This window comes from Lacinutrix undariae (assembly GCF_052934785.1).
In genome coordinates this window covers 1203671-1230291 of the sequence record NZ_CM128809.1, presented here as the reverse complement: position 1 = coordinate 1230291, position 26621 = coordinate 1203671, and the positions used below count along the sequence as shown (strand labels likewise).

Sequence of the window (26621 nt, the reverse complement as noted above, 5' to 3'; positions counted from 1 at the left end):
TTAGTTTAGCTTTTCTTTAATTTCTCTTTTATAACTAAAGTTATAAATTTACTGTTTCCTACTAAATAGCGCTTCCACATTCGTTTAGGTTCTTGTGCAAATCTATAAAACCATTCTAATCCTGAATTTTGCATCCATAATGGTGCGCGTTTTACCTTTCCGGAAACGACATCAAAACTTCCACCAACTCCCATTACAAAGTTAACTTTATTTAGTAGTTGCTTGTTTTCATATAGGAAATTCTCTTTTGTAGGCGAACTAATAGCTACAAATAAAATATTTGCACCGCTATTGGCTATTTCTTTAGCAATATCTTGTTCATCTTCTTTTTTAAAGTAACCGTTTCTGTAACCGGCTATAATATTAGAAGAATATTGGTTGGTATATTTACTTACCACTTCTTTAACGACTTCTTCTTTAGCTCCAAAGAAAAAGACTTTATAATTTTTTTGAGCAGCTATTTCTACAAGGTTGACCATTAAATCAATCCCTGCAACACGCTCTTTAAGTGGTTTTCCTAAAATTTTTGAAGCCCAAACGACGGCTTGTCCATCTGCATTTATAAGATCACTCTCATTAACACTTTCTCGAAGTTGCAAATCTGTTTGCATGGCTACAATTTTACCAGCGTTAACAACTACATGGTGTAATTGTTCTCCTTTACTTATTGTATGATCTACAATTTGCAAGGTTTCTTGCATGGTAAGGTTATGTATATGGGTATTAAGTATGTTTATTTTATTCATTTTTTGTGGTGTTCAACTGTATTAGAGTCATAAAATAATATGTTAATATTACAATTGTAGAATTCATGAAAAATTGTCCAGTAAAAAAGGCCGCTAAAAATAATGAGCTTACTATAAATACACCAACAATCTTAGTTTTGTTTATAAATGGTTTAACAGCATATTTTATTAGTATGACTAAAAATAAAACAGCTCCCAGTATTCCGAAAAAACTAATTAAATCAAATAACGCCATTTCAAAGTATTTTATATCTAATAAGCGACCTCCAACTATGTAATTAAGAGCTTTCCAATTATGTAGGTAATGTTCAATTCCGCTGGTTAACATTTCGCCTCTATAGGATGTAAAACTATCTATAAAGCCTCTTTCAACATATATTTTATAAAAAGGCCCCCAAAGAAACTCTGTTTTTTCGACAATAAAATTTCTAAATATAAATAAGCTTATAAGAAAACCTGCTGATAAATACCAAAAACCTTTACGCTTGTATATTGCTTTATTCAAAATATGAAAAAGTAAAAGAAGTATGCTGAATAGGTAAATTGTTTTTGTTCCACATAAAAAAGAACAAATCAATACGATAAAAAATAGGTGGTATTTTTTCTTTAAAACAATTTGCGTGTAGTACAGGTAACTCAATACTAGTACAAAAAAATAAGAAGCGGTGACAGATTTTGTTAAAATGCCTTTATAGCCCCAACGTGATTTTCCCACATAAGTTTCTAGAGCATCTAATTGAAAAGCAGCACCAATAAATATACTTGTACAAATAGTAATTATGATAATTTTGGTAAGTTTATTTAAAAAACATATAGTTCTTTTATCTGAAATGCTGAGATACATTTTTTTATACATCAGCATTAATAATATGCTAAAAACATACCATATAAAGAAGCGAAGGTTCTCTTTTATACCACTAATTTCTATTTTATGATAATAAACTAAATAAGTTTGAGACATGATAAAAAACGTAAAAAACACAAAAACATATTGTGCTTCTTTTATAGAAATTAACTTGTACGCTAAAACATAAACGTATAGCAATACGATTCCTTTTAAAATTGTTGAAACCTTATAAACTTCTAAACCTGGAAAAAGCAGCAACAGGGCATCCGAGAATAAAAAAATGATTACTCCTAAATAAAAATATTGTGTTTTAAATATTTTGTTTATCATTTTTCTATCTGATTATATAAATAAAGAGAAGAGAAAAAACTAATAAATATAACACCTGCATTTCTTATTAAATAATTCTCTATTAAACATATAGACAATACGCTAAATACAAAAAAAGCATATAAAATATCTTTACGCTTAAACGAAATATAAAAGTTAGTTAGAAAAAATAACACCAAAATGGCTCCAGAAACAAGTCCGCCTTCAATAGTAAATCCCAAAAATTGATTGTGTGCGTTATATGCTCTTTGATAAGAACTTTGCATGTTGCGTTTTAAGTATTCGCTACATAAAACTTCTCTTTCTTTAAACACACCATAACCTAAAAGTGGTTTTTCTTTAATTATCTGCACTGCGGCACCCCATCTTAACATTCGTGATTCTCCGCTTACTTTAAAGTCAGGAGTTGCTTTATTACTATCTGATAACTCCCATAGTGTTTCCTTAAAAACCCTTTGGTAGGCATAGGTGTTTTTGGTAGCAAAAAAGAGTATAAAACTCGTTACCATAAAAACAGCTATTGTTAATAATGCAGTCTGCAAAAATTTGTTTGTTTTTATATAAAAATATCGAATTAAATAAACAGAATTAAGTATAAAAAAGAGAAATAAAATAATTCTAGCATTGAGAAATAAAACAATTATTGCACTTAAAACAACAAATGCAATATTCATTATTTTATTACTAAATCCTTTATAGAAATAAACCACAGATATTGCAGCTATAACAAACATCCCATAATAACTTGGGTGGATATCTAAAATTCTTGTGAAATAATAATTGGTGTGATAGAAGTTAAAAATATCTTTATCTATGGTGAACAATGGTCTTGTTAAATAATACTCATAAAATATATTTATCACTAAAAAAACAGATGATAAAAACACACCTAAAACAAGCCCTTTTAAGGCTTTTTCTTTTATTACACTTATATTATCATTACTTAATAACAAGAATACTAATGGTGATAAGAGAAAGGTGATTCGCCTTCCAATTCCTTTAAAAATTAGCTCAAATTCAGCATGAGAAAACACACTAAATAGTATTGATGCTAAAAATAACAAACTGCTAAACTTTAATACTTTTATAGATCCTGACGAAATTGTTGGTTTATTTACAAAGTAGGCACTCACACTAAATACATAAAATGCTATAAGTGAAACATTAGCTAATTTCACACTAAATGCGATAAAAAAACTAAAAAGAAAAGCACTGTAAACAACTCCTTTATTTACTATTTTACTAATTTTCAACAGCTTCATTTTTAACATACATTAAACTAAATAACAACCCGATAAAAACGGCAGCCATTCCTGAACTAAATACATGTCCAGCAATAGTAGAAATTCCTAATAATATAAAAAGCATTACTATTACTAAGCCTGAAAAAGGATATTTACCACTCTTTTTAAATTTATAGGCTTGTACTATTAAAAATGTAATTAGTGAAATAAAAATTGTTAAACCTACTACTCCATAGGCAAAAAATATGTCTGCAATGTCAATTTCAACAATACCATTTCCGTTTAACACCTCGTAATGTGCTTGCCCTACTCCTATTATTTTTTCAATGAAATTATATTTTTGAGCATACATATCTAACGCTTCAATAAAGAAATTATTTCTATTTGAAAACAGAAAAGTTACAACGTCTAATTTATTAAAGAAATAGTTTGTTCGTTTTAAAATAGCTGTGTTTTGTATTGTATCTGATATAAAAATAAAGTAGCCAATAATAGCCAAAATAACTGCTATCACAACTATTTTTAATCTTTTTTTACTTAATGTAGCCCCTACAGGTTTCAATGGTAGTAATAAAAATGTGAGTATGACTCCTAATAACCCGGTTTTAGAACTTATAGTTATTCCAACAAACAAAGTAAATAAAAAGAGGTAAATGTATTTTTTTGTTTTTTGTTCTAACCACAATTTATAAGCTAATATAGAGCTGAGTATAATTAACACCACAGAGGTTTCGTTTCCTGCGAAAAAAAAGCCTTTACTACCTACACTTCCGTATGAATACATTGGGTAACCTAAGCCTAGGTACTTGAGTAATATGTTAGCACAAAAAACTATATATGAAAACTTTACAAGCAAGAATAACAGATGAATACTATTTCCTTTTTTAATATAATTCACAAAAAAAAAGAATGCAAATACAGGTGTAAGATATCTAGTTATTTTTATAAGATCTTTAAATAAAAACCCTAATTCAAACTCCATAAACACCTGAAATATTGATGGTAATAATAAAACAGACAATAGTGAAAATGATAAAATTGCACTATTTTTTTTAAACAGGAAGCTTAAAAATATAACTAATAAAATGCTTAATTTATGAAATTGCCCTATTGATAAAGGTAAATTAATGTTATTCTTTAGCAGGGCACCGTTAATCATGTCTACAGGTAATAGTATAAACATTAAAATTAAAGCAAACACACTTATATTTAAATGTTTACCCATTATAAAGAAGCTATTTCTTTTAATAAAACAAGCTCTTTAGTAACCGTTTTTTTTATAGTTATATCTTCCATTTTAGATCTTGCTTTTTCTGTGATTTCTTTATAAGATTTTTCACTTTTTAAATACGTTGTTATGTTTTCTGCCACATCTTGTAGATCATTTCCTACAATTCCACTTTGTTTGTTGTCTACAAATTCGGGTATTGCTGTATTATTACTACTTACAGTTAACAATCCAGATGCCATGGCTTCACACATACTTACTCCTTGAGCATCCATTCGTGTTGGAGTTAAAAACACTCCATAGTTTGAAAAAAAATCATTTAAATTTTTTCTATCTATAAAAGTATTTTTAATACTTACTCTTTTCTCTAAATTTAATTGTTTGATTTGTTTCTTATACTGTTTTTCATAATGACCTTTACCATAAATATCTAAACTAAAATTATCTGGTAAATATTGCATTATTTCAATGGCTATATCAACTGCATACTTCTTACTAGATAGTGGTCTTAAAGTTAAAATCTTGTATTTATTGCTATAATTATTACGAAATTCAAATAGATTAGTATCAATTCCGTTAGGAATAATAGAGTATTTATTAGACAAACTTAAGTTTAAATTTGTTTCTAAATCATCTTTCATCCAAATAGAAGGAAATATAAAAGCAGCGTTTTTTTTGTTCTTAGTTTGATTTACAAACTTTTTCATTTTAGGAATAACTAAAGCATCTTTTTTAAACCATTTTAAGAAATCGGTGAATTTATAATTAAATTCAAACATTCTAGCTCCATATTTTTGTACTTCACTACCATGTACGTACATTATAAAGGGAATATTATTTTCCATTATATGCTTATAAATAGGCCAACCATTAGCGATACTAAATGGATAAATGTTTAATAAATGAAGGTATAAAACATCATAGTTTTTTATTTTATTTATAATTTCTAATGAAGGTAAAACCTGAACTACAATGCCTTCATGTGTATATGTTGTTATAGTATTACCTGGCACGAATACTTCAACAACTTCTCCTTGATTTTGCATTTCAACACAACGCATATGAACAAACATATGGTTATACGGATTATTTGCACTTGGATATCTAGAAGAGATTATAGCTATTTTCATTTTAGTATTTTTTTATTTTATTTAATACAAAACTCATTAAGTACGGAGATATAAATAATAAGATTTTTTGTTTAACACCTAACTTATTACAAGAAAAAATTTTGCTTTTATATAACTTATGTTTCTTTTGTAATAAATTTTCAGCTTCTAACTTAAGGTTTGACTCTAATTCATTTTTGGGCTTAAAACCAACAATAAAAGTTGCTAAACTTGAGAATGAATATAATAACAATTTAAGTCTTTGGCTTGATCCTAATTCACCTTTATTTGATTTATACGACACCTCTAAAAACTTAACCAATCTAACTTGACTATCTACATGTTTTACAGCGACTGTAGAGGTCATTGTAGAGTTTTCTCTTATCACATAATAATAAAAAGAATAATCTATACGAAAGACTCTTTTAGCAACTAAAGCAGCTTCTGAAATAAAAATAACATCTTCAAAAATCTGTTTGGCAAATGTTAGTTTATTTTCTAAAAGAAATGTTTTACGCCATAATTTATTCCAAATAACACCTACAGTAAATGGTATTTTCTCAAAATATTCATTCCCTGTCAACACCTCTTCAAAAACCTCATTTTTTTGTTCTGTATTGTGATTAGGGAATACCCTAAAATAGTTTGCTTCTAAAATGTCTAATTTTAATTCTTTAGATTTTTCATATAGTACTTCTACTGCTGTTAAAGCAATAAAATCATCACTATCTACAAAAAGAATATACTCTCCTTTTGCTTCCTTAATAGCATAATTTCTAGCTAAACCTTGGCCTTGGTTTTCTTTTTGTTTTAAGTAAACAACTCTTGCGTCTTTTTTTTGATACTCTAAAATAATAGCCTCACTTTCATCTGTAGAGCAATCATCTACTAAAATAATTTCAATATTATTTAATGTTTGCCCAATTAAAGAATCCAAGCATTTTGCTAAGTATTTTTCAACATTGTATACAGGTACTATAATTGAAACAAAAACGTCATTATTTAATTCCATACCTTACTTTAACGCCTTCTTTAAAAAATTCTTAGAATTTAACTTTAAGTCCGCTAACTTCATATTAACAAACTCGTAATCCATATGTTTTTTAGCAATTGTTAAATAATTCTCATTATCATCTAAAATAAATCGATCCAACAATCCTAATGATTTTAATAAAGATGTAAACCTTGTAACACCCCTACTTTTGTTACCTATAGCAATAAATTTTTTATTAAAAATAATTGAAAATACAGTACCGTGAAATGAATCAGTAATTATAAATTCTGCATTTTTAAAATGATATAACCACTCCCCAATGGATGGTTTAAGTGTTTTATTCTTTAAAAATGCCTTTAAATTATTTTCAAGATAAATCGAATCTACACTTAAGTCTAACTCCTTTGCTGTTTTTTCAATGATTGCATTTTTTTTTGGTGATTTATCCAAAACATAATTAAACAATCCTATTTTTTTATCGGATACAAATTCCCGAGCAATAATAGATTCGTAATATGTGCGCTCCGGCAAAAAAGTAGGATCTAACACGTGTGCTACATTATTAGTAAGTTCAAATGTGTTTTTACAAACCAAAACACCGCTATCTTCCCTAACAGAAACCGCTGTAAAGTCATTTAAAAGTGTTTTTATAGAAGAAACTTTACCTTTCGCACCCCAAGTATCTATACCAAATGATGCTGCGTAAGAAATCTTTTTTATGCTTTTAGAGTTTACAAACCCTAAAAAATAATCTTTATAGTTTTCATTTATAAATGACTCACGCCATACTTGATCACTTCCAACGATTATAGTGTCTAAACCTAGACTTTCTACTGTATTAGATAGTTGTGAGTTAGTGAAAATATTTTTTGTGGATTTTTTCAGTTCAACTTTAATAAAACTGTTCAGTTTCTGAATATATCGATCCTTCTTTCCATGGCTATTTAGATCAAAAATAAAATACAACGGATTCCATTTAAAAAATTGTCTTACCAATTGTTTAAGTCTTGAAACCTCGTACCTTTTATTTAAATGGTACACTTCATAACCTTCACCTTCTAAATAACTATTTAATGCGGTTAATTGTATTATACCTCCATAATTATCATTTAATGGTAGTGTTAATAACCCTATTTTTTTTGAATCCATTTTATTTTTCTTGTTTCGTGATAGACTTTAGTTGCTATACGCAATAATAAAAGTTCTTTTTTCATTTTATTTTCAAACTGCTCTACATTTTCAGAATGATTCCAATTGTAAATTGATTTAGCACGTGTTCTTTGCCTAAAAAATTGAACTATTTTAAAAGGTACATTTACAGATTGAAGATTTCTCTCCCTTTTTGGAGGTGTTAACAATCCTTTTCTTTTTCTTTTATTAATTCGATAGACTAAACCTTTTTGTCTATGATTATAACTTCCTCTTTGACTAATTTTAATGTTTTCTATACTTAAATCATCTATATTTAATTCACCTGATTCTTGTCCTTCTTGAAGAATTTGAGAGGCTAATTTATGACGTGATATAATAATACTATTACCATCACCTTCATTAACATAAGGTTTCAACCAAGCATCTCCAAGAGAAACATCTGCTAGTTCAGAGGTAACGTCTTCACAGAAATCGCAAGCATTAGATTTAAAAAAACCTGTACCCCACATATCTCCAATATCCCTCATTCGAAGCGAATGCTTCTCGTTTTTATAATCTAAACCAAAGTAGTAGTCTGAAGCCATATTTTCGGACTTCTTAATACGGTATTCTGGCGCTTTAATACCTTCTTGACTACCTATAGTTTTAGAAGCTAAAAAGTCTGTATAAAACTTGCTTTTAAGCCCTCCACAAATAATACCTATCAAAAATGCAACTTTACTACTAAATACAGGATTTTCATATTGTTTTAATCGTATTGCTTTTATAAAACAGCCAACACCTACAATTGCTACTCGTCCATCAAAACAATCTAGTTCCAGCAATGCTCCTTCTAAACTTACTGGGTAGTATCTGGTTTTAGAGCCCTTTAATAAATCCTCTTTAGATTTTATTAATTTAAAATTATAAAATTGAGAGGCATCTTCCGTATAATTAACAACAACAACAGCATCTACAATATTTCTATCAAAAAGTTGACTTAAAAAATAGGTAGCAAGCCCTCCTGATGAGGATGTCTTTCTATGCTCTTTAGAATACCCTACATAGGTCTTATCATATTTTCCAATTTTTGCATCTGTTTTAAAATTTTCGCCTTTTTGAAAAATACTAGCTAATTCATCTTCTGTTTTTACTTCTTCTTTAGGAAAAGGATTAAACGGGCAGACATTAATACATGCGCTATCGTCAGAACAATTATTTTCTGTGACTTGAGGCACTAGAAACCCATCAGCATTCCAATCCATAGAAATACTATTGGTAGTACACTCTGTTACACATATACCACAGCCGGTACATAAATCTTGTTCTACTACTTGTGATATTACTTTTGGTGAGTTCATGATTTAAATTTAGTTAACACCATATTATTGAGTTGTTTTCTTTCTTTTTTCTCTATTCCAACAAAATAAGTAAATACTAGAATTGATAGACTTGACAAGGTAAATAAAATTATTAGTCTTAAAAAACCAACATCCATAGTTTTACATATAAAAAAAGGAACTACAAGTGAAAAAAGCACAACGAGGCCTCCTCTAACTAAAACGCTCTTAAAAAAATACAGAACAGAAAAGCCCGTTAGCTTATTTAAGAAAAATAACCTAAAAAATAAAGCAATAACAGACAAGATTATACTTACTACAAAAACTAAAGATGGTAAATTATATATTTTTAATAATAGAAATGAAATAGGCAAATTTAAGAACAACAATAAACCTACAGTTATTTGGTAATATTTTATTTTACCAGTTGCCTGCGTACCAGCCATTAATGGCCCTGAAAGACTATCTATCAAAAGATTGATGGTTATTAAAAAAACAAAATTAGTGGCATATTCTGGAACATTTTTTAACCATAAATTTAATATATAATCAGAATCAAATAGTAACGGAATAGAAAGAATGTACATTAATAAAAACGATGCTTTAGAACTTTGAACAATAAGAAAAAACATAGTTTCTTTATTGTTGGAAGCATAATTCTTTATTATTTGAGGATTAACCGCTAATTGAAAATTACTTACAAAAAGATTAACCGCGGATTGCACCTGTAAAGTTATAGCATAAGATGCATTAGCAATGGGACCTATAAATATATTCAATAATATATTTGTGCCCTGTCCTTTTGCTACAGAAGCAATATTACCAAATAAACTCCACCCAGAATAACTTAATAGCGTCCTGTACAGTTTTGAATCATAATAAAATTGATATTTACTTTCTTTAAAGTTTCTAACACAATAAACAATATAAACAATGGCTATTAAAAGTGTAATACTAAATACTAGAGCAGCATAAAGAACTAATTTATTGATTTCTATAAATACCAATAAAAAAACAATACCTAATTTAAATACGACTTCTATTATACTTAAATACGCATAAGTAATCATTTTTTCATGCGCAATTATAATAGCATTATAAGGCACCCTAATAATACCTACTAAAAAAGTTAAAACAGAAAAATGATAAACCCATTGTACCGTCTCTAAACTACCTAAAGGTAGGTTTAATTTATTATTGACAAACCATAGGCCAAAAGTCTCTGCCAAGACTAAGACTAATACACCAATTAATATGTGTATGTTAACTGAAGCATTGAAAGTTAAACCTAGTTTTTTAAAGTCGCTACGACCGATTTCAAAAGAAAAAAAACGTTGTGTTGCAGATGCCATTGCAGAATTGAAAAAAGCAAAAAGAGTAACTACTCCTCCAACAACACTATAAACTCCAAAATCTTCTACACCTAATACATCTAAAACAACTCTAGATGTATATAAGGCAACGGCCATAGAAAAAAACATCCGAATGTATAAATACATTGTATTTTTCGCTATTTTCTTATTTTGATTTGAATCGTTCAACTTTATCTTTTTAGGCATTCTTATTCAAAAAAACAACTTTAAAAATAGCTGTGTTTTAAAAAATTTTAATACAACGTAATATTTCTTACCGCAATTACTTTACTTAACGTTTTACCCTGATAACCTGCTCTATGATAAAGCGCAAACCTAAATTCTTTTATTTTTTTCAACTTAGTCGTTACCGTATTAATCATGTATTTATGCCCGTTTTTCTCAATTAATTCGGGCTTAAAGTCCCATATCAACTCAGCTGTTTTAATGTTGTTTTTTTCCCTCTCTTCTTCTGTTGGTACAACTTTAATGGTTACAGCATAATTTTCTACAACTTCTTTGGCTACATCTTCATTTAATAAAAAAACCAAATCGTATGTATCTTCTTTTTCTTCAGATTTAATTATTCCGAAAACCTCTACCTTAAAATCATTTATTAAAAAATCTTTAAGAATATGCTTGTTTTGTAACTCAAATAAACCTTTATTAAGATAATTTTCTTGTTTGCTTGTACAGGAATTAAAGAGTAACAAGACAATTAAAAAATTAATCAAATGAATCTTTCGCATTACTTCTATTTACATCTATTAAAGCATTATACTCATTTCTAATATTAAAAAAAACATTTATATTTCTTAATGCTATTCTTTTTTTTCCTTTTGAGGATAAAAACTTAATTTTCAACTTACTGCCCTCATATCTGCCAAACAAATCATATTCGACAACATATGTTTTATGGTGTCTTGTTTTAAATTTAGTGTGATGTGTTCTTAAAATATCTTCATCGGTATTTGCTAATTCCCACTTATTATTATTGAAAACATAAATTTCAAACTTATCTGGTAATGATTGTTCATTTACACACCCATACAAAACTAACTTTGTAATATCTTTACGCTGCACACCAAAATCCAACACCAATTCTGTAGGAAATTTATTTGTACTCCAAAAGTTTCCAAACGTCCAATTATTATTCATTAAATTTTCCACACCATGCGTCTTAGGAATGATTGTGTGTGATGCCTCTATTGATTTTATCTTATTAGGTACATCTTTATTCATTTGAGACAAGTGCTGCTGATAAAACTTATATCCATATTCATAAAACACCTTGTTACCTGTCCATAGATATAAAGTTATTAGTTGATGAACTATTAATTTATGATAATGATCTGGATTTGTTCCATTTGCTGAATCATAAGGATATTGACCTGTACCTTCTACCATACTATAAAAAGAAGTAAAACCGGCATCATAATCTTTTATTTTAACCGTTAACGCTTCAATACCTTCATTATATAGTTTAAGTGCTTTTATATTTCCAGTTAATTGATAATGATAATACAGCCCAGCTAAAGAAAATATATATCCATTTAAAACATGAGATTTGGGGTCTGCGTATTCCTCATAATGCGGATAAGTATCCCATAAACTCTTAATTCCCCCATCAGCAATCAATACTTCAAAAGAATTTAATGCTAAGTTAGCTGCTTCTAAATATGATTTATCTTTAGTTAGCACATAAGCTTGTAGCATTACTCCTAATCCAAATCCTTGAGCCATAGAAGAAGCAAAAGGAGGATAAACTTTATAGGGAGATATCTCTACTCCACACTGCCACACACCAAAACCATCTTTAACAACCAACCTGTCTTTAATATCATTAGCTTGCTTTAAAAACACATTCTTATCTTTTTCCTGTTTAGAAAAATAATATTTAGCGTAATAATGAAGCGCTATTTGCGTATACTGTACAGGGTAATATATTAATGAATCTTTATATTTTAAAAGAGGTATTTTGTTTTCATCAAATGCAATATCATCATATTTTTCTATATTTCCGTTTGTAAAAGGATATAAAGGGACAATATCAATGTTTTTTAATTTATTAGTTTTAAAGAAAGAAGTTCCATCTTGAGTATTCACAACAGACTTACATGATGTTAAAAAAGCAATACTAAGTATAGCTGCAAATTGTAATATTTTCATTTATTTAAAATTTTATATTCTTTAAAAGAATATGTTTTCCGTAAGTTCTACCTTTGTAATCACCTCTGTCATATAGATAAAAATCTATACTATCTACTCTTTTTTCAATTACAGGTCGCTTTATTTTTCTAACTAGATAATTATAATCACTAATTTCTTCTACAAAAGGATCAAAATCATAAGAAATATGAGACCTGCCATTATACTTCACATAACACCTAATTCCCATTCTGTATTTTTCCACAACTTCTTTTTTTGACTTTCCGTCTAATAGAAATACAATATTTAAACTATCCTTCTCTTTAATTATTCCAACTTTAGTTAACCCATATTCTTTAAGAAAAACTTCATTTACGTTTCTATGGTTTTGTAAATTCTCTAATCCGTTTTCTAAATAGTTCTCTTCTTTAGAAACACAAGAAAACATCAAAATACTAACTATAAAATAAAATAAAAATCTCATATTATAATAATTATTTAAAAACCCCACAAAAGTCTAAAACAACTTTATCTGAAGGTATTTCTAATGTTTTAAACTCGTCGTGTGCTACTAAAAATGCAATTATATCTGCTTGTTTAGTCGCCGCTTTATAATCTGTTAATTTAAAGACTTTATGCTCTGTTATATTAGGCTCTACAATGTAGTACTCCTCATTATTTGCATTTTGCAGTACTTTTTGCGCAATGTACTTTGCTGGAGATTCCCTTAAATCATCAATATTTGGTTTAAAAGCTAAGCCCATAATAGCAATACTTGGTTTACGACCGTGTTGTAACTCAAATTGTAATTTTGCTGTTTGCACTTTTTCTGCACACCAAAATGATTTGTAGTTATTTATCTCCCTGGCTTTTCCTATAATTTTGGATTCCATTGGATATTCGGCTACAATAAAATAAGGGTCTACCGCAATACAGTGACCACCTACTCCACAACCAGGTTGTAATATATTTACTCTTGGGTGCTTGTTTGCTAATTCTATAAGTTTCCAAACATTTATATCTGCTTTATCACAAATTAGAGACAACTCATTTGCAAATGCTATTTGTACATCTCTAGAAGAATTTTCTACCAACTTACACATTTCTGCAGTACGCGCATTGGTTTTATGTAAATCTCCTTTTATAAATTGTCTATAAAAAGCTATTGCTTTTTCTGTAGATTTGTCATCTACACCTCCAATAACACGATCGTTATGAACCAACTCGTACATTACATTTCCTGGTAATACACGTTCTGGACAATAAGCGATATTAATTTTACCTTCCAACTCTGGTCTTTCGGCAAACATTAATTGCATCATTTTCTCTGTAGTCCCTACAGGAGAAGTAGATTCTATAATATATAAATCGTCTTCTTTTAATAAGGGAAGTATTGCTCTAGTTGCAGCTTCTACAAAAGAAATATCTGGTTCATTTTTAGCCTTAAACGGCGTTGGTACAACAACTAAATATGTATTAGCTTCAACTGGCGTTGTTGCAACTTTTAAATAGCCTTCTTTCACTGCATTTTCTACAGCAACATCAAGTTCTGGCTCTACAATATGTATTTTTCCTTGATTAATAGTATCTACAACAATCGGATTGATATCAACGCCGTGAACTGCCATTTTATTTTGTGCAATTAAGGCCGCTGTTGGTAATCCAATATATCCCAAACCAATCATGACAACTTGAGGTTTACTCATATTATTTTTAAAATTAAAAGGTATTTATAATTTCTTTTATGTGATTTACAATACGTCCACAGGCTTTACCATCTCCATAAGGATTATGTAATTTACTCATGGCTTGATAAGCCGATGTATTACTTAATAAACGATCTGCCTCTTCAATTATTTTATTTGTATTGGTTCCTACAAGTAATACGGTTCCTGCTTCTACTGCTTCAGGACGTTCAGTAGTATCTCGCATTACTAAAACAGGTTTTCCCAAACTTGGCGCTTCTTCTTGCACTCCACCACTGTCTGTAATAATAAGATGTGATTTTTCCATTAACCATACAAAAGATGGGTATGAAAGTGGCGCAATTAATTTTATATTTGAAACATCAGATAATAATTCATAAACAGGTTTCTGTACATTAGGATTTAAGTGTACAGGATAAATTATTTCGCAATCTTTATGTTTTAAGGCAATGCTTTTTAATGCTTCACAAATATTTAAAAATCCTTGTCCATGATTTTCTCTACGATGTCCTGTGACAAGAATTATTTTTTTATCTAAATTTAAAGTTGTTTTTAAAGCTTCTATTTCTTCATCAATATACCCTTTATTTACTTTATTTACACTGAAAAGTAAAGCGTCTATAACAGTATTACCAGTAATAATAATATGACTTTCTTTCTTGTTTTCTTTTATAAGATTTCCTTTTGAAGTTTCAGTAGGAGAAAAATGATAATCAGCAACAACACCTGTTACACTACGATTCATTTCTTCAGGGAAGGGCGATTGCATATTAAAGGTTCGTAAACCGGCTTCAACATGACATATTTTTGCTCTAGAGTAAAAACCAGCAAGACTTGTAGCCATTGTGGTGGTGGTATCTCCATGTACAAAAACGTAATCTGGAGTAAAGGCTTCTAAAACAGGTTTTAGATTGGTAATAATATCTGCAGTTAGGCTGTATAAATTTTGATTAGGTTTCATTAAATCTAAATCAAAATCAGGAATAATTTCAAAAAAAGACAAGACTTGATCCAACATCTCCCTGTGTTGTGCCGTAATACACACTTTAGTTTCAAAAAATTTATTTTCGTTTTCAAAAGCTTTTACTAAAGGTGCCATCTTTATAGCTTCAGGTCTTGTACCAAAGACAATTAGTATTTTTTTTTTCTGAATCATTATTTTTTTTTTATTTAAATCACAGCTTATTCTGAATAAAAAAACCACTCATTTTTCAGTACAAAAATAGCATAATTATCGACTTTACAATACGAATACTACCAAATTAGCTTGTATAAAAGTATTTCGTTTTTTAAAGAAAAGAGACTCTAAAAAAATATTAAAGCACAATGCGTGTAAAAAGCTTTGATGTTTTATTAAAATATAATTACACAATCATACCTGCCGCAACCGTTTCGTTTGTTGCATCATCTACAAGAATGATACTTCCTGTGGTTCTGTTTTCTCTATACGAATCTATCATTAATGGTTTTGTAGTACGTATTTTTACTTTACAAATATCATTCATATTAAGTTCTTTATCGTCGTTAATACGATCTAAAGTATTAATATTATATTTGTATACGACCTCTTTAATCATTGCTTTTTGATCGTTTGAAGTATGTTTTATAGTATATTTAGCTCTAGGTTTTGCTGCTGTATTATTTAACCAACATAACATTACTTCAATATCTTGAGAAGCTTCTGGTTTGTTGTTTGAACGTACAATCATGTCTCCTCTACTAATATCAATATCATCTTCTAGTGTTAAAGAAACAGACATTGGAGCGTAAGCTTCTTCTAACTCTGCATCTAGAGTATCAATGGTTTTTATTTTTGAAGTAAACCCTGATGGCATTACTGTAATCTCATCACCTTTTCTAAAAATTCCACTCGCTACACGTCCTGCATATCCTCTGTAATCAATAAATCCTTCTCTTTGAGGTCTAAGTACAGTTTGCACTGGAAAACGAGCGTCTACCTTATTAATATCGCTACTAATATGCATAGTCTCTAAAGTGTGTAACATTGGAGCGCCTTGAAACCAAGGCATATTCTCAGATTTATTGACAACGTTATCACCTAATAAAGCACTCATTGGGATAAAACGCACATCTGTAACTAACATTTTTGAGGCGATATCTTCAAATTCTCTTACAATTTTATTGTAAACTTCTTCTGAAAAATCTACCAAATCCATTTTGTTAATACAAACAATAATGTGAGGTATTTGTAATAAAGATGCTATAAATGCGTGTCTTTTTGTTTGCTCAATAACACCGTGTCTTGCATCTATTAAAATAGTTGCAACGTTTGCTGTTGATGCGCCCGTAACCATGTTACGTGTATATTGTATGTGTCCTGGTGTATCTGCAATAATAAATTTACGCTTTGGCGTGGTAAAGTATCTATAAGCAACATCAATAGTAATACCTTGCTCACGTTCGTCACGTAATCCATCGGTAAATAAAGCTAAATCTACACCTTTATGACCTTTCTTTTTACTTGTATTTGTAATTGCTTCTAGTTGATCTTCAAAAATAGATTTAGAATCGTATAATAAACGACCTATTAATGTACTTTTTCCATCATCTACACTTCCTGCTGTTGTAAAACGTAATAATTGATTGTTATCTAACATTTTTTACTTTTTGAAATTTGAAAAAAGGCCTTTCAGCGATACTGAAGGTAACATTTTTCAAAAATTTAATTTATTGTTTTCTAAAAATACCCTTGACGTTTTCTGTCTTCCATGGCAGATTCAGAACGTTTATCGTCACTTCTGTTACCTCTTTCTGTATTACGCATACCGGCAACTTCTGTAGCAATTTTTTCTAAAGTATCTGCTTCAGATTCGTCTCCTCCTGTGATAGTAATATCTCCTAAGGTTCTAAATCTTATTTTTTTAGTTACAACTTCTTCGTGTTCTTCTAAAATTAAAAACTCAGAGTTTGGTATCCAAGTTCCTTGTCTTTTAACCACTTCTCTCTCATGAGCAAAGTATAAAGAAGGTATTGCAATATTTTCTCTTTTTATGTAGTTCCAAACATCCATTTCTGTCCAGTTACTAATAGGGAAAGCTCTAAAATGTTCACCTTCAAAATGCTTACCATTAAAGATATTCCATAATTCTGGTCTTTGGTTTTTAGGATCCCATTGTCCAAAATCATCTCTGTGTGAAAAGAAACGTTCTTTTGCTCTTGCCTTTTCTTCATCACGACGTCCTCCTCCTATTGCACAATCAATTTTATTTGATTCTATAGCATCAAGAAGTGTAGTAATTTGCAATGCATTACGAGTAGCGTTTTTACCTTTTTCTTCAGCAACACGACCTTCATCAATAGATTCTTGTACAGAACCAACAATAAGTTCTACTCCTAATTCTTTAATGATATCATCTCTAAATTGAATGGTTTCAGGAAAGTTATGTCCTGTATCAACGTGCATTAAAGTGAATGGTATTTTAGCTGGGTGAAACGCTTTTTTTGCTAAATGCGTTACTAAAATAGAATCTTTTCCTCCAGAAAATAGTATTACTGGATTTTCAAATTGTGCCCAAACTTCACGTAAAATAAAGATTGCTTCACTTTCTAATTCATCTAAATAATTTAAGTAATACCTACTCATTGCTCCAATTTTAATTTTGGTTTAATATAATTCATGATGTCATGAACTGCTTCTTCAACCGATTTTTCTTCAGTTTTTATTTCTATATCTGGGTTTTCAGGTGCCTCATAAGGTGCCGAAATACCTGTCATGTTTTTTATTTCTCCAGTTCTTGCTTTCTTATAAAGACCTTTTACATCTCTACGTTCACATTCTTCAACACTGGTATTTATATAAACTTCAACAAAGTTATCATCTTTAACGATATTTTTAATGTTTACCCTATCTTTTTTATAGGGTGATACAAAAGCGGCTAATACAACAACACCTGCATCAACCATTAAATTTGAAATTTCTGCGATTCTTCTAATATTTTCTGTACGATCTTCGGGTGCAAAAGTAAGGTCGCTATTAATACCTTTTCTAATATTATCTCCATCAAGCGTGTATGTCTTTACATTTAATTTATACAATTCTTGCTCTACGATATTAGCAATTGTAGATTTTCCTGAACCTGAAAGTCCGGTAAACCATATTAAAAATGATTTGTGCTTGTTTCTGTCTTCTCTATCTGTTTTTGAAACTTGATAATGATGCAGAATAATATTTTCTTTCATAAATTATGATGTTTTACGGTCTGATAGTCCAAAATTAATTTTATACCATACACGTTCATGAAAATAGTATAATAACATTTTTGTTGCTATTTCTGCAGATCCTATTTTTAATGCTGTCATTGGATTTCCCGAAATAATCCAAGCCAAAGTCATAGTGTCAATAGTTCCTACAATACGCCATGTAATGGTTTTTGCAATATGTCTTTTTCTACTCTCAATTATTTCACCCCCTCGGGAAAGGTTAATTTTAAACCATACACGTTCATGTAAATAGTATAAAACACTTTTTGTAGTTACTTCTGCAAAACCAATTTTAAGTCCCGCAAATGGATCTCCTGTAATTATCCATGATAAAACTATAGTATCAATAGTACCAAGTATTCTCCAAGTTACTGTTTTAGCAATATGTCTTTTGTAAGATATGTCTGCCATTATTTACTAACTAAAAAATAACTATTTAATAGGTTTTTTTTATTGTATAAAAGTGATGCATTCGTATCTTTTGATATTACTTGCAAACCTACAGCGTTACAGATAGCTTGTCCTGCAGCAGTATCCCATTCCATAGTTGGTGCAAACCTAGGGTAAACATCTGCTTTTCCTTCGGCTACTAAACAGAATTTTAATGAACTTCCTTTTGAAACGACTTCAACATCTTTTCCTTCTGCTTTAATAGTATCAATAAAATCTAGTGTTTCTTGACTCATGTGTGACCGACTTCCTACAACTTGTACAGGATTAGATCCTGGTGCTTTTGGTTGTAATTTTGTGGCAAGAGCCATTACACCTTCTAAAGAGGTATCATGACTGCTTAATTTGGCTTTAAAAGCATTTTTATTTGTTACATCTGCAACATATAGGGTTTTACTTACAGGTACGTAAATAACACCTAAAACTGGCTTACCGCCTGTTACTAATGCTATATTTACGGTAAATTCTCCATTACGTTTAATAAACTCTTTGGTACCGTCTACAGGATCTACAACCCAACAGGTATTCCATGTTTTTCTAATTTCATAATCAGTTTGCTTATTTTCTTCGCTAATGATTGGAAATTCAGTATTTATTAAATAAGAGTTTATAACATCATTTGCTTTTTTATCGGCTTCCGTTAAAGGAGATTTATCGGCTTTTATTTCAACATCAAAAGGTGTATCATAAACTTGCATGATCACTTTTCCTGCTTCTAAACTGGCTTTTATGGCTGTTTCTAAATCTTTATTCATAACTGTTTTTAATTGCTATTTTTAAACTATCTCTCCAATATGGAATTTCAATTTGAAGATGTGTTTTTATTTTTGTTTTATCTAACACACTAAAATGTGGCCGTTTTGCGGGTGTTGGATAAGATTCCGATGGTATTGGGAAGACTTTAATATTAATATTTTTTTCGTCAAAAATAGCTTTTGCAAAATCGTACCAACTTGCTACGCCTTCGTTACTATAATGGTAAATACCGTAATCTTTATTATTAGTAGTAATGATGTTAATAATTACTTTTGCTAAATCTGTAGCGTATGTTGGTGTGCCTATTTGGTCTGCAACTATGCTTAATTGATCTCTTCCTTCAGATAATTTGATCATGGTTTTCATGAAATTATTACCGTGTTCCGAATATAACCAAGATGTTCTTAGTATAAAATGTTGTTCTAGATTTTTAGCGACTTCTAGTTCACCATCTAATTTTGTTATTCCATAAACTCCTGTAGGACTTGTGGGATCTGTTTCTGTGTAGGCTACAGATTTTTTGCCATTAAATACAAAGTCTGTTGACACATGAATTAAGGTTGTGTTTTTTTCCGCGCAAGCAATTGCTAAGTTTTTAGCGCCAATACTATTTACTTGTGTTGCTTTTTCTTGTTCAATTTCAGCTTTATCTACAGCCGTATATGCGGCACAATTAATACAGAATTGAATGTTTTCTTGATTAATAAAATATTGTACTGCTGTAAAATCTGTAATATCTAATTCTATAGAGTTTCTGTATATAAAATTTAAATCTGAATAATTAGATTGTACATCTTTTATACATTTAGCTAATTGCCCGTTACTTCCTGTAACCAAGATATTTATCATAATCTAGCATTATCTAATGTTGGCAAAATTATATCTTTTTCTGAAACAATAAATTCTTTTTCAGGTAATTGCCAATCTATTGCTAGTTTTGGATCATTATAAATAATACCTCCCTCTGATGCTTTATTATAGAGATTATCACATTTATATGAAAAAATCGCGGTATCACTTAACACTATAAATCCGTGAGCAAAGCCTCGTGGAATAAAAAGTTGTTTTTTATTTTCTCCTGATAATTCTATTGAAAAATGTTCTCCAAAAGTTTCAGAACTTGGTCTTATATCCACAACAACATCCAGAGCATTTCCTTCAATAATACGTACTAATTTTGCTTGCGCGTGCACTCCTGTTTGGTAATGTAAACCTCTTAAAACACCTTTTGATGAAAAAGATTCATTATCTTGTATAAACGTGATGTTTTGTTGAATTGTCTTGTTAAAACTGTCTTGATTAAAACTTTCAAAAAAATAACCTCGATTATCTTTAAAAACTGTTGGCTCTAAAATAAAACAGCCTTTTAGTTTGGTTGCTGTGGCCTTCATATTTATTTAACTGTATTGTTTTTACTAATAGGTTTGGTGTCTATCATTCAAAACATTATTTAACACTTTTATAATCTGGATATTTTTCAAAAAAATAACAACAAGAGATCTAATAAATCTTGGACCTCTTGTTATTGAAAATATTTTTTATGCGTTTATATTCTTTTTATAATTTCCTAAGTATGTGTTTAGTTTTTTAATAAAAAGGAAACCAAATAGCGCTAGCATTCCTATGATAAAAAATTTAATTGGAGTTTTCTCAAAAAATTCAACTTCAACCAAGTTACCTCTTCTTTGAAAACCAGAAACTACATTTATCATATCATTAGTTAATACTTTATCCGTATTAAGCAATAAGCGTTCTTTATTAATTTCTTTTTCTAATTTGAACAAATCTAACTCGTGAGAGGTGGTTTTATTCTCAGAAAACTGAATAGTAGTACCTGAATTTGCTTGTTTTTCAACACTTTTAAGCATTACTTTACTATAAATAATTCTCAAAGAATCAATCTTAGCTTCTCGTTTTGCTAATTCTTTATCTTTAAATGAGTAATTATCAACTGTTACTTTTTGACTATTTCTTAAGAATTTATTATTCTTTACGCTTCCATTAAGAATAGAATTTTCAAGTTTTATAAAGACAAAAGGGTCTCTGGATTTTACAAAAATTATGTGATCAGGAAACTCCGATGGAATAAGGTTTAACTTAAAAGTTTCATAGTTAATACCTGTCGTACTTAAAGTATCTTGGATTGTCTCATTAAACTCATCATACATTTTAAGTATCTGATTCTCATCACGAACAGGTTTGATATAAATTGCTGTTAGAGATGCAGCCTCAGTTGGTGAAATACCTAAACTGTTTGAAAGTTCAATAGTATCTTTAGCTAAAATTAAATTGTTATAATATTTAATATCCGAATATATTTGATCTGTACTACCAAAGTTTGGTTGGATCTTTAGTGTATCATAAAAAATTAAATCTTTATTAGTATCCAATAAATACCCTGCAACAAGAGTTCCTACACCTATAATTAAAAATTTAATAATGTTCTCCTTAATTAGTAACAGAAATCCAATAAAAAGATTAAATATACCTGCTAAAATCGTTTTTATTAGGTTGAAAACACTCTGAAAGAAATTACCTATAATTTTAAATACTTGGCCTAAATCTATTTCATCCGATCCATTTTTTTCTGGCAATTTTTCACTCATAACTATATTCTAATTAAATATTTGTTGTAAAATTTTTCTTGTTATTAAATATGTTGGTTTAACCCCTGATGTTCCTAAACCTCCCGAAGCTAATGTTCCTCCTGTTTCTAACGGATTATCACTTGCATAATACGCGTAACGTACTTTTACGTTTGGGTTAATACTTCCTCTTACTTTTGAGGCGGCCTGTATGGCTTTTTGGTAATGTGCCCCTTCCATTTCTAACCCAATCACATTCCATGTAGAAGTGTAAAAGAATTTTAAAATTTCTTTGTTCTGTAACGATGTTCCTAATACTGTTATCATTGCACCTTCATAAACGTTTACACCTTGTCCTTCTAAATCAGACTTACATAATTCGTTTTCAAATGGGTAATTATCTGCTGTACCTTCAAAAATATGTGCCGAAGGAATCATAATATCACCTTTTCCACCTTCCAGAATACCTGCTTTCCCCATAATAGAGATAGATTCTACATTTAAATGTTGGTGTCCTCCATCAACTTTCATAGGCTTTAAAAGCTCATCCATTGTTTCATATGCTTGCTCTCCAAACGCATAATCCATAACAAATATAACGGGTTTTTCAGAATTCGCTAATTTTTCGCTAATCTCGATATCCATTTTAGAAAAATCCAATTTCTCACCATCAAAAATCTGTACATCAATATTTGTACCCGATGTATCTTTAATATACACCATACCATGATCTTCAGCTTCTTTTGAAACTTTCTTTCGTAAAGCTTCGTTATCTTTCTGACTTAAAGATTCGTAAAGTTCAAAAACACTCTTTTTACCTGCTTCTTTTTTTAAGGCTTGTGGCGCAAAAAGCGAGTTCATTACACTGTGCATATTCGCACTAATAATATGAATTGGACGATTAATTAATCCTTTTTCTAAAAGCACTGCTTTTATATTATCAGCCCATATTTCACCATGAATATGATGTCCTAAACGCTCTCTTAATACCGGACTAAAAGTCACTGTACGTTTGTTATTATTTACAACTTCTTCAATAGCTAGTTTTCCTAACCAATATACAATATGTAATAACCGTTCTGGTTTTGTTGGTGTTGCAAATTCCGAATGTACTTCAGTTAATTCATGAAAAGTACGTCCTAAAATATTAGCGGTATGCGTAAGGGCAATTTCACGTTCTTTTTGTGTTAATTTTTTTGAAGATAACACCGCTTTTTCTAATTTAATCCAATCGCGAGTGGTCTCACCATTTTCATTAATTAAAACACGTTTACTTATCTTATGAGATTCTACAAATAAGAACGTAAGATGTGTTAAAATATCGTAAATCTCAGATCGTCCTCTAGTCACTTCAATATTCATTTGCTCCTCATCAATACGGTAGCAATTACGACGTCTTTTTGGTGGAATAATAGATGTAAAATGAGAATTTTTATACCCTTCATCACTTGTAAGGTTGATAAATGTACATTCTTCAATACCTATTGGTAAACGATCTACAACGTACAATAACCCTTCTAATTCTGCTTTTTCATCACCTATAGATCCATATATTTCTGGTCGTAAAGACAATAATGATTCTCTTAATGTTTCACCCGAAACGCCCATTGGCTTGTAAAAACCACGATTAAACAGGTGTCGCATAGTAATGTACATTCGTTCTATCGCGTTTGAGCTTTCTTGAGCTCTCGTTCTGTCGTGATGTGTTTGTGTACTCATAATATGATGTTTTACTCTTAAAAAGAGTTTTATTTAGTTAATTTTAAATCGACTAAAACGTCTGCAATCTTTCTATCATTAGATAAACGTGGCAGTTTATTTTGCCCGCCTAATTTTCCAATAGATTTCATATAGGTTTTAAAGCCGTTATTTTTAATAGCTGTTATTTTTAACGATTGTAAAACTTTACCGTTTATTAAATCGTCATAATAACTATTTTGTTGTCGTAAAGATGCTTCAATTTTTTGAATTAATTCTGAAAAATCGTCAGGTTCATTTTCAAACTCTATAAACCATTCGTGATATGGTAAACCTTCTGCAGGATCTATCTGTGGGGCTACTGTAAATTCTGAAATTCTAATAGCTGTCCCTTCAATAGCAACTTGTAAAGCTTCTTCTACTTCTTTTCCAATTACGTGCTCTCCAAAGGCTGAAATAAAATGCTTAATTCTACCTGAAACAATAACTCGATATGGTTTTGTTGTTGTAAATTGAACGGTATCTCCAATATTATATCCCCAAAGTCCCGCTGTACTAGAAATAATCATCACATAATTAACGCCAATTTCAACATCTTTTATAGTGATACGTTTAGGATTTTCATCGAAAAACTCATCAGTTTTAATAAATTCATAAAAAATACCCGAATTTAATTGCAGCAACATGCCTTTTTCTTTCTGTGTATCTTGAAATGCAAAAAAGCCTTCACTTGCTGGATACAACTCAATACTATCTACTTTTCGCCCTATTAAGTTTTCAAATTTAGCACGGTAAGGTTCATAATTTACACCTCCAAAAATAAAGAGATTAAAGTTTTTAAAGAGATCTCCTACTTTCTGTCCTGTTTTTTGTTCTAAACGTTCAAAATACATTTGTACCCATGAAGGAATCCCAGAAATAACCGACATATTTTCCGGTAAGGTTTCTTCAACTATAGCATCAACCTTAGTTTCCCAATCTTCAATACAGTTGGTTTCCCAAGATGGCATACGGTTTTTTTGAAGATATTTTGGTACATAATGCGCTACAATACCCGATAATCTTCCTAATTGAATTCCGTTTTGTTCGTTTAAGATAGGACTTCCTTGTAAGAAAATCATTTTCCCATCAACAAACTTACTGTTACCAGTTTCAGCAATATACATTAAAATAGCATTTCTAGCTGCTTCAATATGCGTTGGCATACTTTCTTTGGTAATAGGAATGTATTTTGCTCCAGAAGTTGTTCCTGAAGTTTTAGCAAAATAGATAGGTTTTCCTTTCCAAAGTACATTTTCTTCGCCAGCAACTACACGTTCTACATACGGTTTTAACGCTTCGTAATCTCTTACGGGAACACGTTTTACAAAATCGGCGTGAGAGTTTATACTCACAAAATCGTGATCGCTACCAAAAGCCGTAGCTGTAGCGGTACTTATCAATTCTTGAAACACTTTTTCTTGAGTTTCAATAGGATTATTAGCCCATTTTAAAACAGATTTATGAATGCGTTTTGCAAATTGTTTAGCTAATGCAGATTTTATTGATAACATTATTTAAAGTCGATAAAATTAGTTGGGTTTACAGGATATCCCCTGTTCCAAAGTTCAAAATGTAAATGTGGTCCGGTAGTAAATTCTCCAGTATTTCCTGCCATGGCAATTACCTCTCCGGCCTTTACCAAATCACCTTGTTGTTTGGTTACAGATCCGTTGTGTTTATATACCGAAATCAGCTCATAACTATGCTCTATAATTACGACATATCCGGTATCTGTAGTCCATTCTGCAAAAATTACAGTTCCGTCGGCAGTTGCCTTAACAGGTGTATCTTTTGCAATTACAACATCTACAGCGTAATGTTTCTCTTCAACATTATAACCTTCAGAAATTGTACCATGAACTGGAGGAAACAATACAAAGTTTGATGCCGATATTGCCGACTCAAATAAATTGTATTTATCTTCTTTATCTACTTTTTCTCGTAATAACGAATCTGCTTTATTTGGAGCAATACTTACCTCTCCAATTTCTTTTTTGGCGGCATCAATTAAAGAATCTCTGTTAAATTCTACCGTTTTCACATCTCCTGTAAGTACGCGTTTTATAGAAGTGTAATATTGTTCATTTAAAGCAATCACTTGTTGTAGCGAATCTGTTTTATAATTAAGTGCTGTAGCTTGCCTTTTTAATGCTGTTGAAGAATATCCTGGAATAAACTCACGAAGCGATGTAAATGCGATAAGTAAAATAGTACCAGACACTAATAATATTGATGATAGCGCCATAATTACAAACACATTTAGTCGTGTTAGCTTTATAGCAAACCGCTCTTCAAAAGTATCTTCGTTCAGGATTACCAAACGGTACTTATGAAGTAGTTTTTTTGAGAATTTTTTTTCTTTCTTTTTCTTTGACATTGTAATACAAAATTAAATAAAATTATATACAAGTAATGTACCTAAATCTTAAAGTTTACTTTAAAACGTTTAAATTGAAGTTTAATTATTAAATTTGCAATTCAAATTATAACATTATGATATCAGCAAGCATATTTTTAGCTCCAGGACCATGGCAGATTGTTTTAGTCGTTGTGGTAGTTTTATTATTATTTGGAGGGAAAAAAATTCCAGAATTAATGAGAGGTTTAGGAAGCGGCATCAAAGAATTTAAAGATGCTAGCAAAGAAGAAGGAGAAGAAGCAAATTCACCTTCTGATAAAAAAGAATAACCCTTT

The 26621-nt window shown here is 30.0% G+C and carries 26 protein-coding genes; 1 reads left to right on the top strand and 25 read right to left on the bottom strand.

From position 1 onward, the window contains the following. Window positions 1-5: 5 nt before the first annotated feature. From ACU4C5_RS05465 to ACU4C5_RS05345, 25 genes are all read right to left on the bottom strand, one after another. Window positions 6-746, bottom strand: coding sequence for a WecB/TagA/CpsF family glycosyltransferase (locus ACU4C5_RS05465; RefSeq protein ID WP_446846045.1), 741 nt, complete (start codon window positions 744-746; stop codon window positions 6-8). After that, entirely contained in the window at window positions 739-1923 is a 1185-nt protein-coding gene (locus ACU4C5_RS05460) for a hypothetical protein (protein ID WP_446846044.1), read from the bottom strand. The genes ACU4C5_RS05465 and ACU4C5_RS05460 overlap by 8 nt, the downstream gene beginning before the upstream one ends. Next, window positions 1920-3185 (bottom strand): O-antigen ligase family protein, encoded by a 1266-nt coding sequence (locus tag ACU4C5_RS05455; RefSeq protein WP_446846043.1) that lies wholly within the window; start codon window positions 3183-3185, stop codon window positions 1920-1922. Before ACU4C5_RS05455 ends, ACU4C5_RS05460 begins: the two co-directional genes overlap by 4 nt. Continuing rightward, window positions 3166-4392, bottom strand: coding sequence for an O-antigen ligase family protein (locus ACU4C5_RS05450; protein WP_446846042.1), 1227 nt, complete (start codon window positions 4390-4392; stop codon window positions 3166-3168). The genes ACU4C5_RS05455 and ACU4C5_RS05450 overlap by 20 nt, the downstream gene beginning before the upstream one ends. Then, window positions 4392-5525: a glycosyltransferase family 4 protein gene (locus ACU4C5_RS05445; protein ID WP_446846041.1), complete on the bottom strand. Its 1134-nt coding sequence runs from the start codon at window positions 5523-5525 to the stop codon at window positions 4392-4394. Before ACU4C5_RS05445 ends, ACU4C5_RS05450 begins: the two co-directional genes overlap by 1 nt. Window position 5526: 1 nt before the next feature. Then, window positions 5527-6516: a glycosyltransferase family 2 protein gene (locus ACU4C5_RS05440; RefSeq protein WP_446846040.1), complete on the bottom strand. Its 990-nt coding sequence runs from the start codon at window positions 6514-6516 to the stop codon at window positions 5527-5529. Window positions 6517-6519: 3 nt separating this feature from the next. After that, entirely contained in the window at window positions 6520-7647 is a 1128-nt protein-coding gene (locus ACU4C5_RS05435; protein ID WP_446846039.1) for a polysaccharide pyruvyl transferase family protein, read from the bottom strand. Beyond that, window positions 7629-8990, bottom strand: coding sequence for a Coenzyme F420 hydrogenase/dehydrogenase, beta subunit C-terminal domain (locus ACU4C5_RS05430; protein ID WP_446846038.1), 1362 nt, complete (start codon window positions 8988-8990; stop codon window positions 7629-7631). The genes ACU4C5_RS05435 and ACU4C5_RS05430 overlap by 19 nt, the downstream gene beginning before the upstream one ends. Then, window positions 8987-10528, bottom strand: coding sequence for an MATE family efflux transporter (locus ACU4C5_RS05425; RefSeq protein ID WP_446846037.1), 1542 nt, complete (start codon window positions 10526-10528; stop codon window positions 8987-8989). The genes ACU4C5_RS05430 and ACU4C5_RS05425 overlap by 4 nt, the downstream gene beginning before the upstream one ends. 47 nt (window positions 10529-10575) lie before the next feature. Continuing rightward, window positions 10576-11070 carry a hypothetical protein gene (locus tag ACU4C5_RS05420; RefSeq protein WP_446846036.1) on the bottom strand — a complete coding sequence of 165 codons (495 nt, stop codon included), beginning with the start codon at window positions 11068-11070 and terminating at the stop codon, window positions 10576-10578. Beyond that, complete coding sequence (locus ACU4C5_RS05415; RefSeq protein ID WP_446846035.1) at window positions 11048-12490, bottom strand: D-glucuronyl C5-epimerase family protein; 1443 nt, start codon at window positions 12488-12490, stop codon at window positions 11048-11050. The genes ACU4C5_RS05420 and ACU4C5_RS05415 overlap by 23 nt, the downstream gene beginning before the upstream one ends. A gap of 4 nt (window positions 12491-12494) precedes the next feature. Then, the gene (locus ACU4C5_RS05410; protein WP_446846034.1) at window positions 12495-12953 is read right to left on the bottom strand and encodes a hypothetical protein; all 459 of its coding nucleotides are present in this window, start codon (window positions 12951-12953) and stop codon (window positions 12495-12497) included. Between the two features lie 10 nt (window positions 12954-12963). After that, the gene (gene wecC / locus ACU4C5_RS05405) at window positions 12964-14175 is read right to left on the bottom strand and encodes a UDP-N-acetyl-D-mannosamine dehydrogenase (RefSeq protein ID WP_446846033.1); all 1212 of its coding nucleotides are present in this window, start codon (window positions 14173-14175) and stop codon (window positions 12964-12966) included. A 13-nt stretch (window positions 14176-14188) separates the two neighbouring features. Continuing rightward, window positions 14189-15331 (bottom strand): non-hydrolyzing UDP-N-acetylglucosamine 2-epimerase, encoded by a 1143-nt coding sequence (gene wecB, locus ACU4C5_RS05400; protein ID WP_446846032.1) that lies wholly within the window; start codon window positions 15329-15331, stop codon window positions 14189-14191. 208 nt (window positions 15332-15539) lie between these two features. Beyond that, a complete protein-coding gene (locus tag ACU4C5_RS05395; RefSeq protein WP_446846031.1) occupies window positions 15540-16793 on the bottom strand; it encodes a sulfate adenylyltransferase subunit 1 in 1254 nt (417 codons plus the stop codon). 80 nt (window positions 16794-16873) lie between these two features. After that, window positions 16874-17779 carry a sulfate adenylyltransferase subunit CysD gene (gene cysD / locus ACU4C5_RS05390; RefSeq protein WP_446846030.1) on the bottom strand — a complete coding sequence of 302 codons (906 nt, stop codon included), beginning with the start codon at window positions 17777-17779 and terminating at the stop codon, window positions 16874-16876. Beyond that, a complete protein-coding gene (gene cysC / locus ACU4C5_RS05385) occupies window positions 17776-18375 on the bottom strand; it encodes an adenylyl-sulfate kinase (protein WP_446846029.1) in 600 nt (199 codons plus the stop codon). Before cysC ends, cysD begins: the two co-directional genes overlap by 4 nt. Window positions 18376-18378: 3 nt before the next feature. Further along, window positions 18379-18807 (bottom strand): DUF2061 domain-containing protein, encoded by a 429-nt coding sequence (locus ACU4C5_RS05380; protein WP_446846028.1) that lies wholly within the window; start codon window positions 18805-18807, stop codon window positions 18379-18381. After that, entirely contained in the window at window positions 18807-19601 is a 795-nt protein-coding gene (cysQ, locus tag ACU4C5_RS05375; RefSeq protein ID WP_446846026.1) for a 3'(2'),5'-bisphosphate nucleotidase CysQ, read from the bottom strand. The genes ACU4C5_RS05380 and cysQ overlap by 1 nt, the downstream gene beginning before the upstream one ends. Beyond that, complete coding sequence (gene rfbD, locus ACU4C5_RS05370) at window positions 19594-20451, bottom strand: dTDP-4-dehydrorhamnose reductase (protein WP_446846025.1); 858 nt, start codon at window positions 20449-20451, stop codon at window positions 19594-19596. Before rfbD ends, cysQ begins: the two co-directional genes overlap by 8 nt. Further along, entirely contained in the window at window positions 20448-20993 is a 546-nt protein-coding gene (gene rfbC, locus ACU4C5_RS05365) for a dTDP-4-dehydrorhamnose 3,5-epimerase (protein ID WP_446846024.1), read from the bottom strand. Before rfbC ends, rfbD begins: the two co-directional genes overlap by 4 nt. Window positions 20994-21140: 147 nt before the next feature. Beyond that, window positions 21141-22208, bottom strand: coding sequence for a hypothetical protein (locus ACU4C5_RS05360; protein WP_446846023.1), 1068 nt, complete (start codon window positions 22206-22208; stop codon window positions 21141-21143). Between the two features lie 9 nt (window positions 22209-22217). Next, a complete protein-coding gene (locus ACU4C5_RS05355; RefSeq protein WP_446846022.1) occupies window positions 22218-23906 on the bottom strand; it encodes a DUF6909 family protein in 1689 nt (562 codons plus the stop codon). A 29-nt stretch (window positions 23907-23935) separates the two neighbouring features. Further along, the gene (locus tag ACU4C5_RS05350; protein ID WP_446846021.1) at window positions 23936-25438 is read right to left on the bottom strand and encodes a GH3 auxin-responsive promoter family protein; all 1503 of its coding nucleotides are present in this window, start codon (window positions 25436-25438) and stop codon (window positions 23936-23938) included. Continuing rightward, window positions 25438-26304, bottom strand: a complete 867-nt coding sequence (locus ACU4C5_RS05345) for a M23 family metallopeptidase (protein ID WP_446846020.1) — start codon at window positions 26302-26304, stop codon at window positions 25438-25440. The genes ACU4C5_RS05350 and ACU4C5_RS05345 overlap by 1 nt, the downstream gene beginning before the upstream one ends. Window positions 26305-26420: 116 nt before the next feature. Between ACU4C5_RS05345 and tatA the strand changes: the two genes are divergently transcribed. Continuing rightward, window positions 26421-26615 (top strand): twin-arginine translocase TatA/TatE family subunit, encoded by a 195-nt coding sequence (gene tatA / locus ACU4C5_RS05340; protein ID WP_446846019.1) that lies wholly within the window; start codon window positions 26421-26423, stop codon window positions 26613-26615. Window positions 26616-26621: the final 6 nt, after the last annotated feature.

Bases quoted from the DNA above. Each gene is read 5' to 3' on its own strand.
- ACU4C5_RS05440 (WP_446846040.1), bottom strand. From the start codon at position 6,516: ATGGAATTAAATAATGACGTTTTTGTTTCAATTATAGTACCTGTATAC.
- ACU4C5_RS05465 (WP_446846045.1), bottom strand. From the start codon at position 746: ATGAATAAAATAAACATACTTAATACCCATATACATAACCTTACCATG.
- ACU4C5_RS05420 (WP_446846036.1), bottom strand. From the start codon at position 11,070: ATGCGAAAGATTCATTTGATTAATTTTTTAATTGTCTTGTTACTCTTT.
- ACU4C5_RS05435 (WP_446846039.1), bottom strand. From the start codon at position 7,647: ATGGATTCAAAAAAAATAGGGTTATTAACACTACCATTAAATGATAAT.
- ACU4C5_RS05455 (WP_446846043.1), bottom strand. From the start codon at position 3,185: ATGAAGCTGTTGAAAATTAGTAAAATAGTAAATAAAGGAGTTGTTTAC.
- ACU4C5_RS05380 (WP_446846028.1), bottom strand. From the start codon at position 18,807: ATGGCAGACATATCTTACAAAAGACATATTGCTAAAACAGTAACTTGG.
- ACU4C5_RS05415 (WP_446846035.1), bottom strand. From the start codon at position 12,490: ATGAAAATATTACAATTTGCAGCTATACTTAGTATTGCTTTTTTAACA.
- rfbC (WP_446846024.1), bottom strand. From the start codon at position 20,993: ATGAAGGCCACAGCAACCAAACTAAAAGGCTGTTTTATTTTAGAGCCA.
- ACU4C5_RS05460 (WP_446846044.1), bottom strand. From the start codon at position 1,923: ATGATAAACAAAATATTTAAAACACAATATTTTTATTTAGGAGTAATC.
- tatA (WP_446846019.1), top strand. From the start codon at position 26,421: ATGATATCAGCAAGCATATTTTTAGCTCCAGGACCATGGCAGATTGTT.
- cysC (WP_446846029.1), bottom strand. From the start codon at position 18,375: ATGAAAGAAAATATTATTCTGCATCATTATCAAGTTTCAAAAACAGAT.
- ACU4C5_RS05410 (WP_446846034.1), bottom strand. From the start codon at position 12,953: ATGAGATTTTTATTTTATTTTATAGTTAGTATTTTGATGTTTTCTTGT.
- ACU4C5_RS05445 (WP_446846041.1), bottom strand. From the start codon at position 5,525: ATGAAAATAGCTATAATCTCTTCTAGATATCCAAGTGCAAATAATCCG.
- ACU4C5_RS05345 (WP_446846020.1), bottom strand. From the start codon at position 26,304: ATGTCAAAGAAAAAGAAAGAAAAAAAATTCTCAAAAAAACTACTTCAT.
- ACU4C5_RS05450 (WP_446846042.1), bottom strand. From the start codon at position 4,392: ATGGGTAAACATTTAAATATAAGTGTGTTTGCTTTAATTTTAATGTTT.
- wecB (WP_446846032.1), bottom strand. From the start codon at position 15,331: ATGATTCAGAAAAAAAAAATACTAATTGTCTTTGGTACAAGACCTGAA.
- ACU4C5_RS05430 (WP_446846038.1), bottom strand. From the start codon at position 8,990: ATGAACTCACCAAAAGTAATATCACAAGTAGTAGAACAAGATTTATGT.
- ACU4C5_RS05350 (WP_446846021.1), bottom strand. From the start codon at position 25,438: ATGTTATCAATAAAATCTGCATTAGCTAAACAATTTGCAAAACGCATT.
- ACU4C5_RS05355 (WP_446846022.1), bottom strand. From the start codon at position 23,906: ATGAGTACACAAACACATCACGACAGAACGAGAGCTCAAGAAAGCTCA.
- ACU4C5_RS05395 (WP_446846031.1), bottom strand. From the start codon at position 16,793: ATGTTAGATAACAATCAATTATTACGTTTTACAACAGCAGGAAGTGTA.
- wecC (WP_446846033.1), bottom strand. From the start codon at position 14,175: ATGAGTAAACCTCAAGTTGTCATGATTGGTTTGGGATATATTGGATTA.
- ACU4C5_RS05425 (WP_446846037.1), bottom strand. From the start codon at position 10,528: ATGCCTAAAAAGATAAAGTTGAACGATTCAAATCAAAATAAGAAAATA.
- ACU4C5_RS05360 (WP_446846023.1), bottom strand. From the start codon at position 22,208: ATGAGTGAAAAATTGCCAGAAAAAAATGGATCGGATGAAATAGATTTA.
- rfbD (WP_446846025.1), bottom strand. From the start codon at position 20,451: ATGATAAATATCTTGGTTACAGGAAGTAACGGGCAATTAGCTAAATGT.
- cysD (WP_446846030.1), bottom strand. From the start codon at position 17,779: ATGAGTAGGTATTACTTAAATTATTTAGATGAATTAGAAAGTGAAGCA.
- cysQ (WP_446846026.1), bottom strand. From the start codon at position 19,601: ATGAATAAAGATTTAGAAACAGCCATAAAAGCCAGTTTAGAAGCAGGA.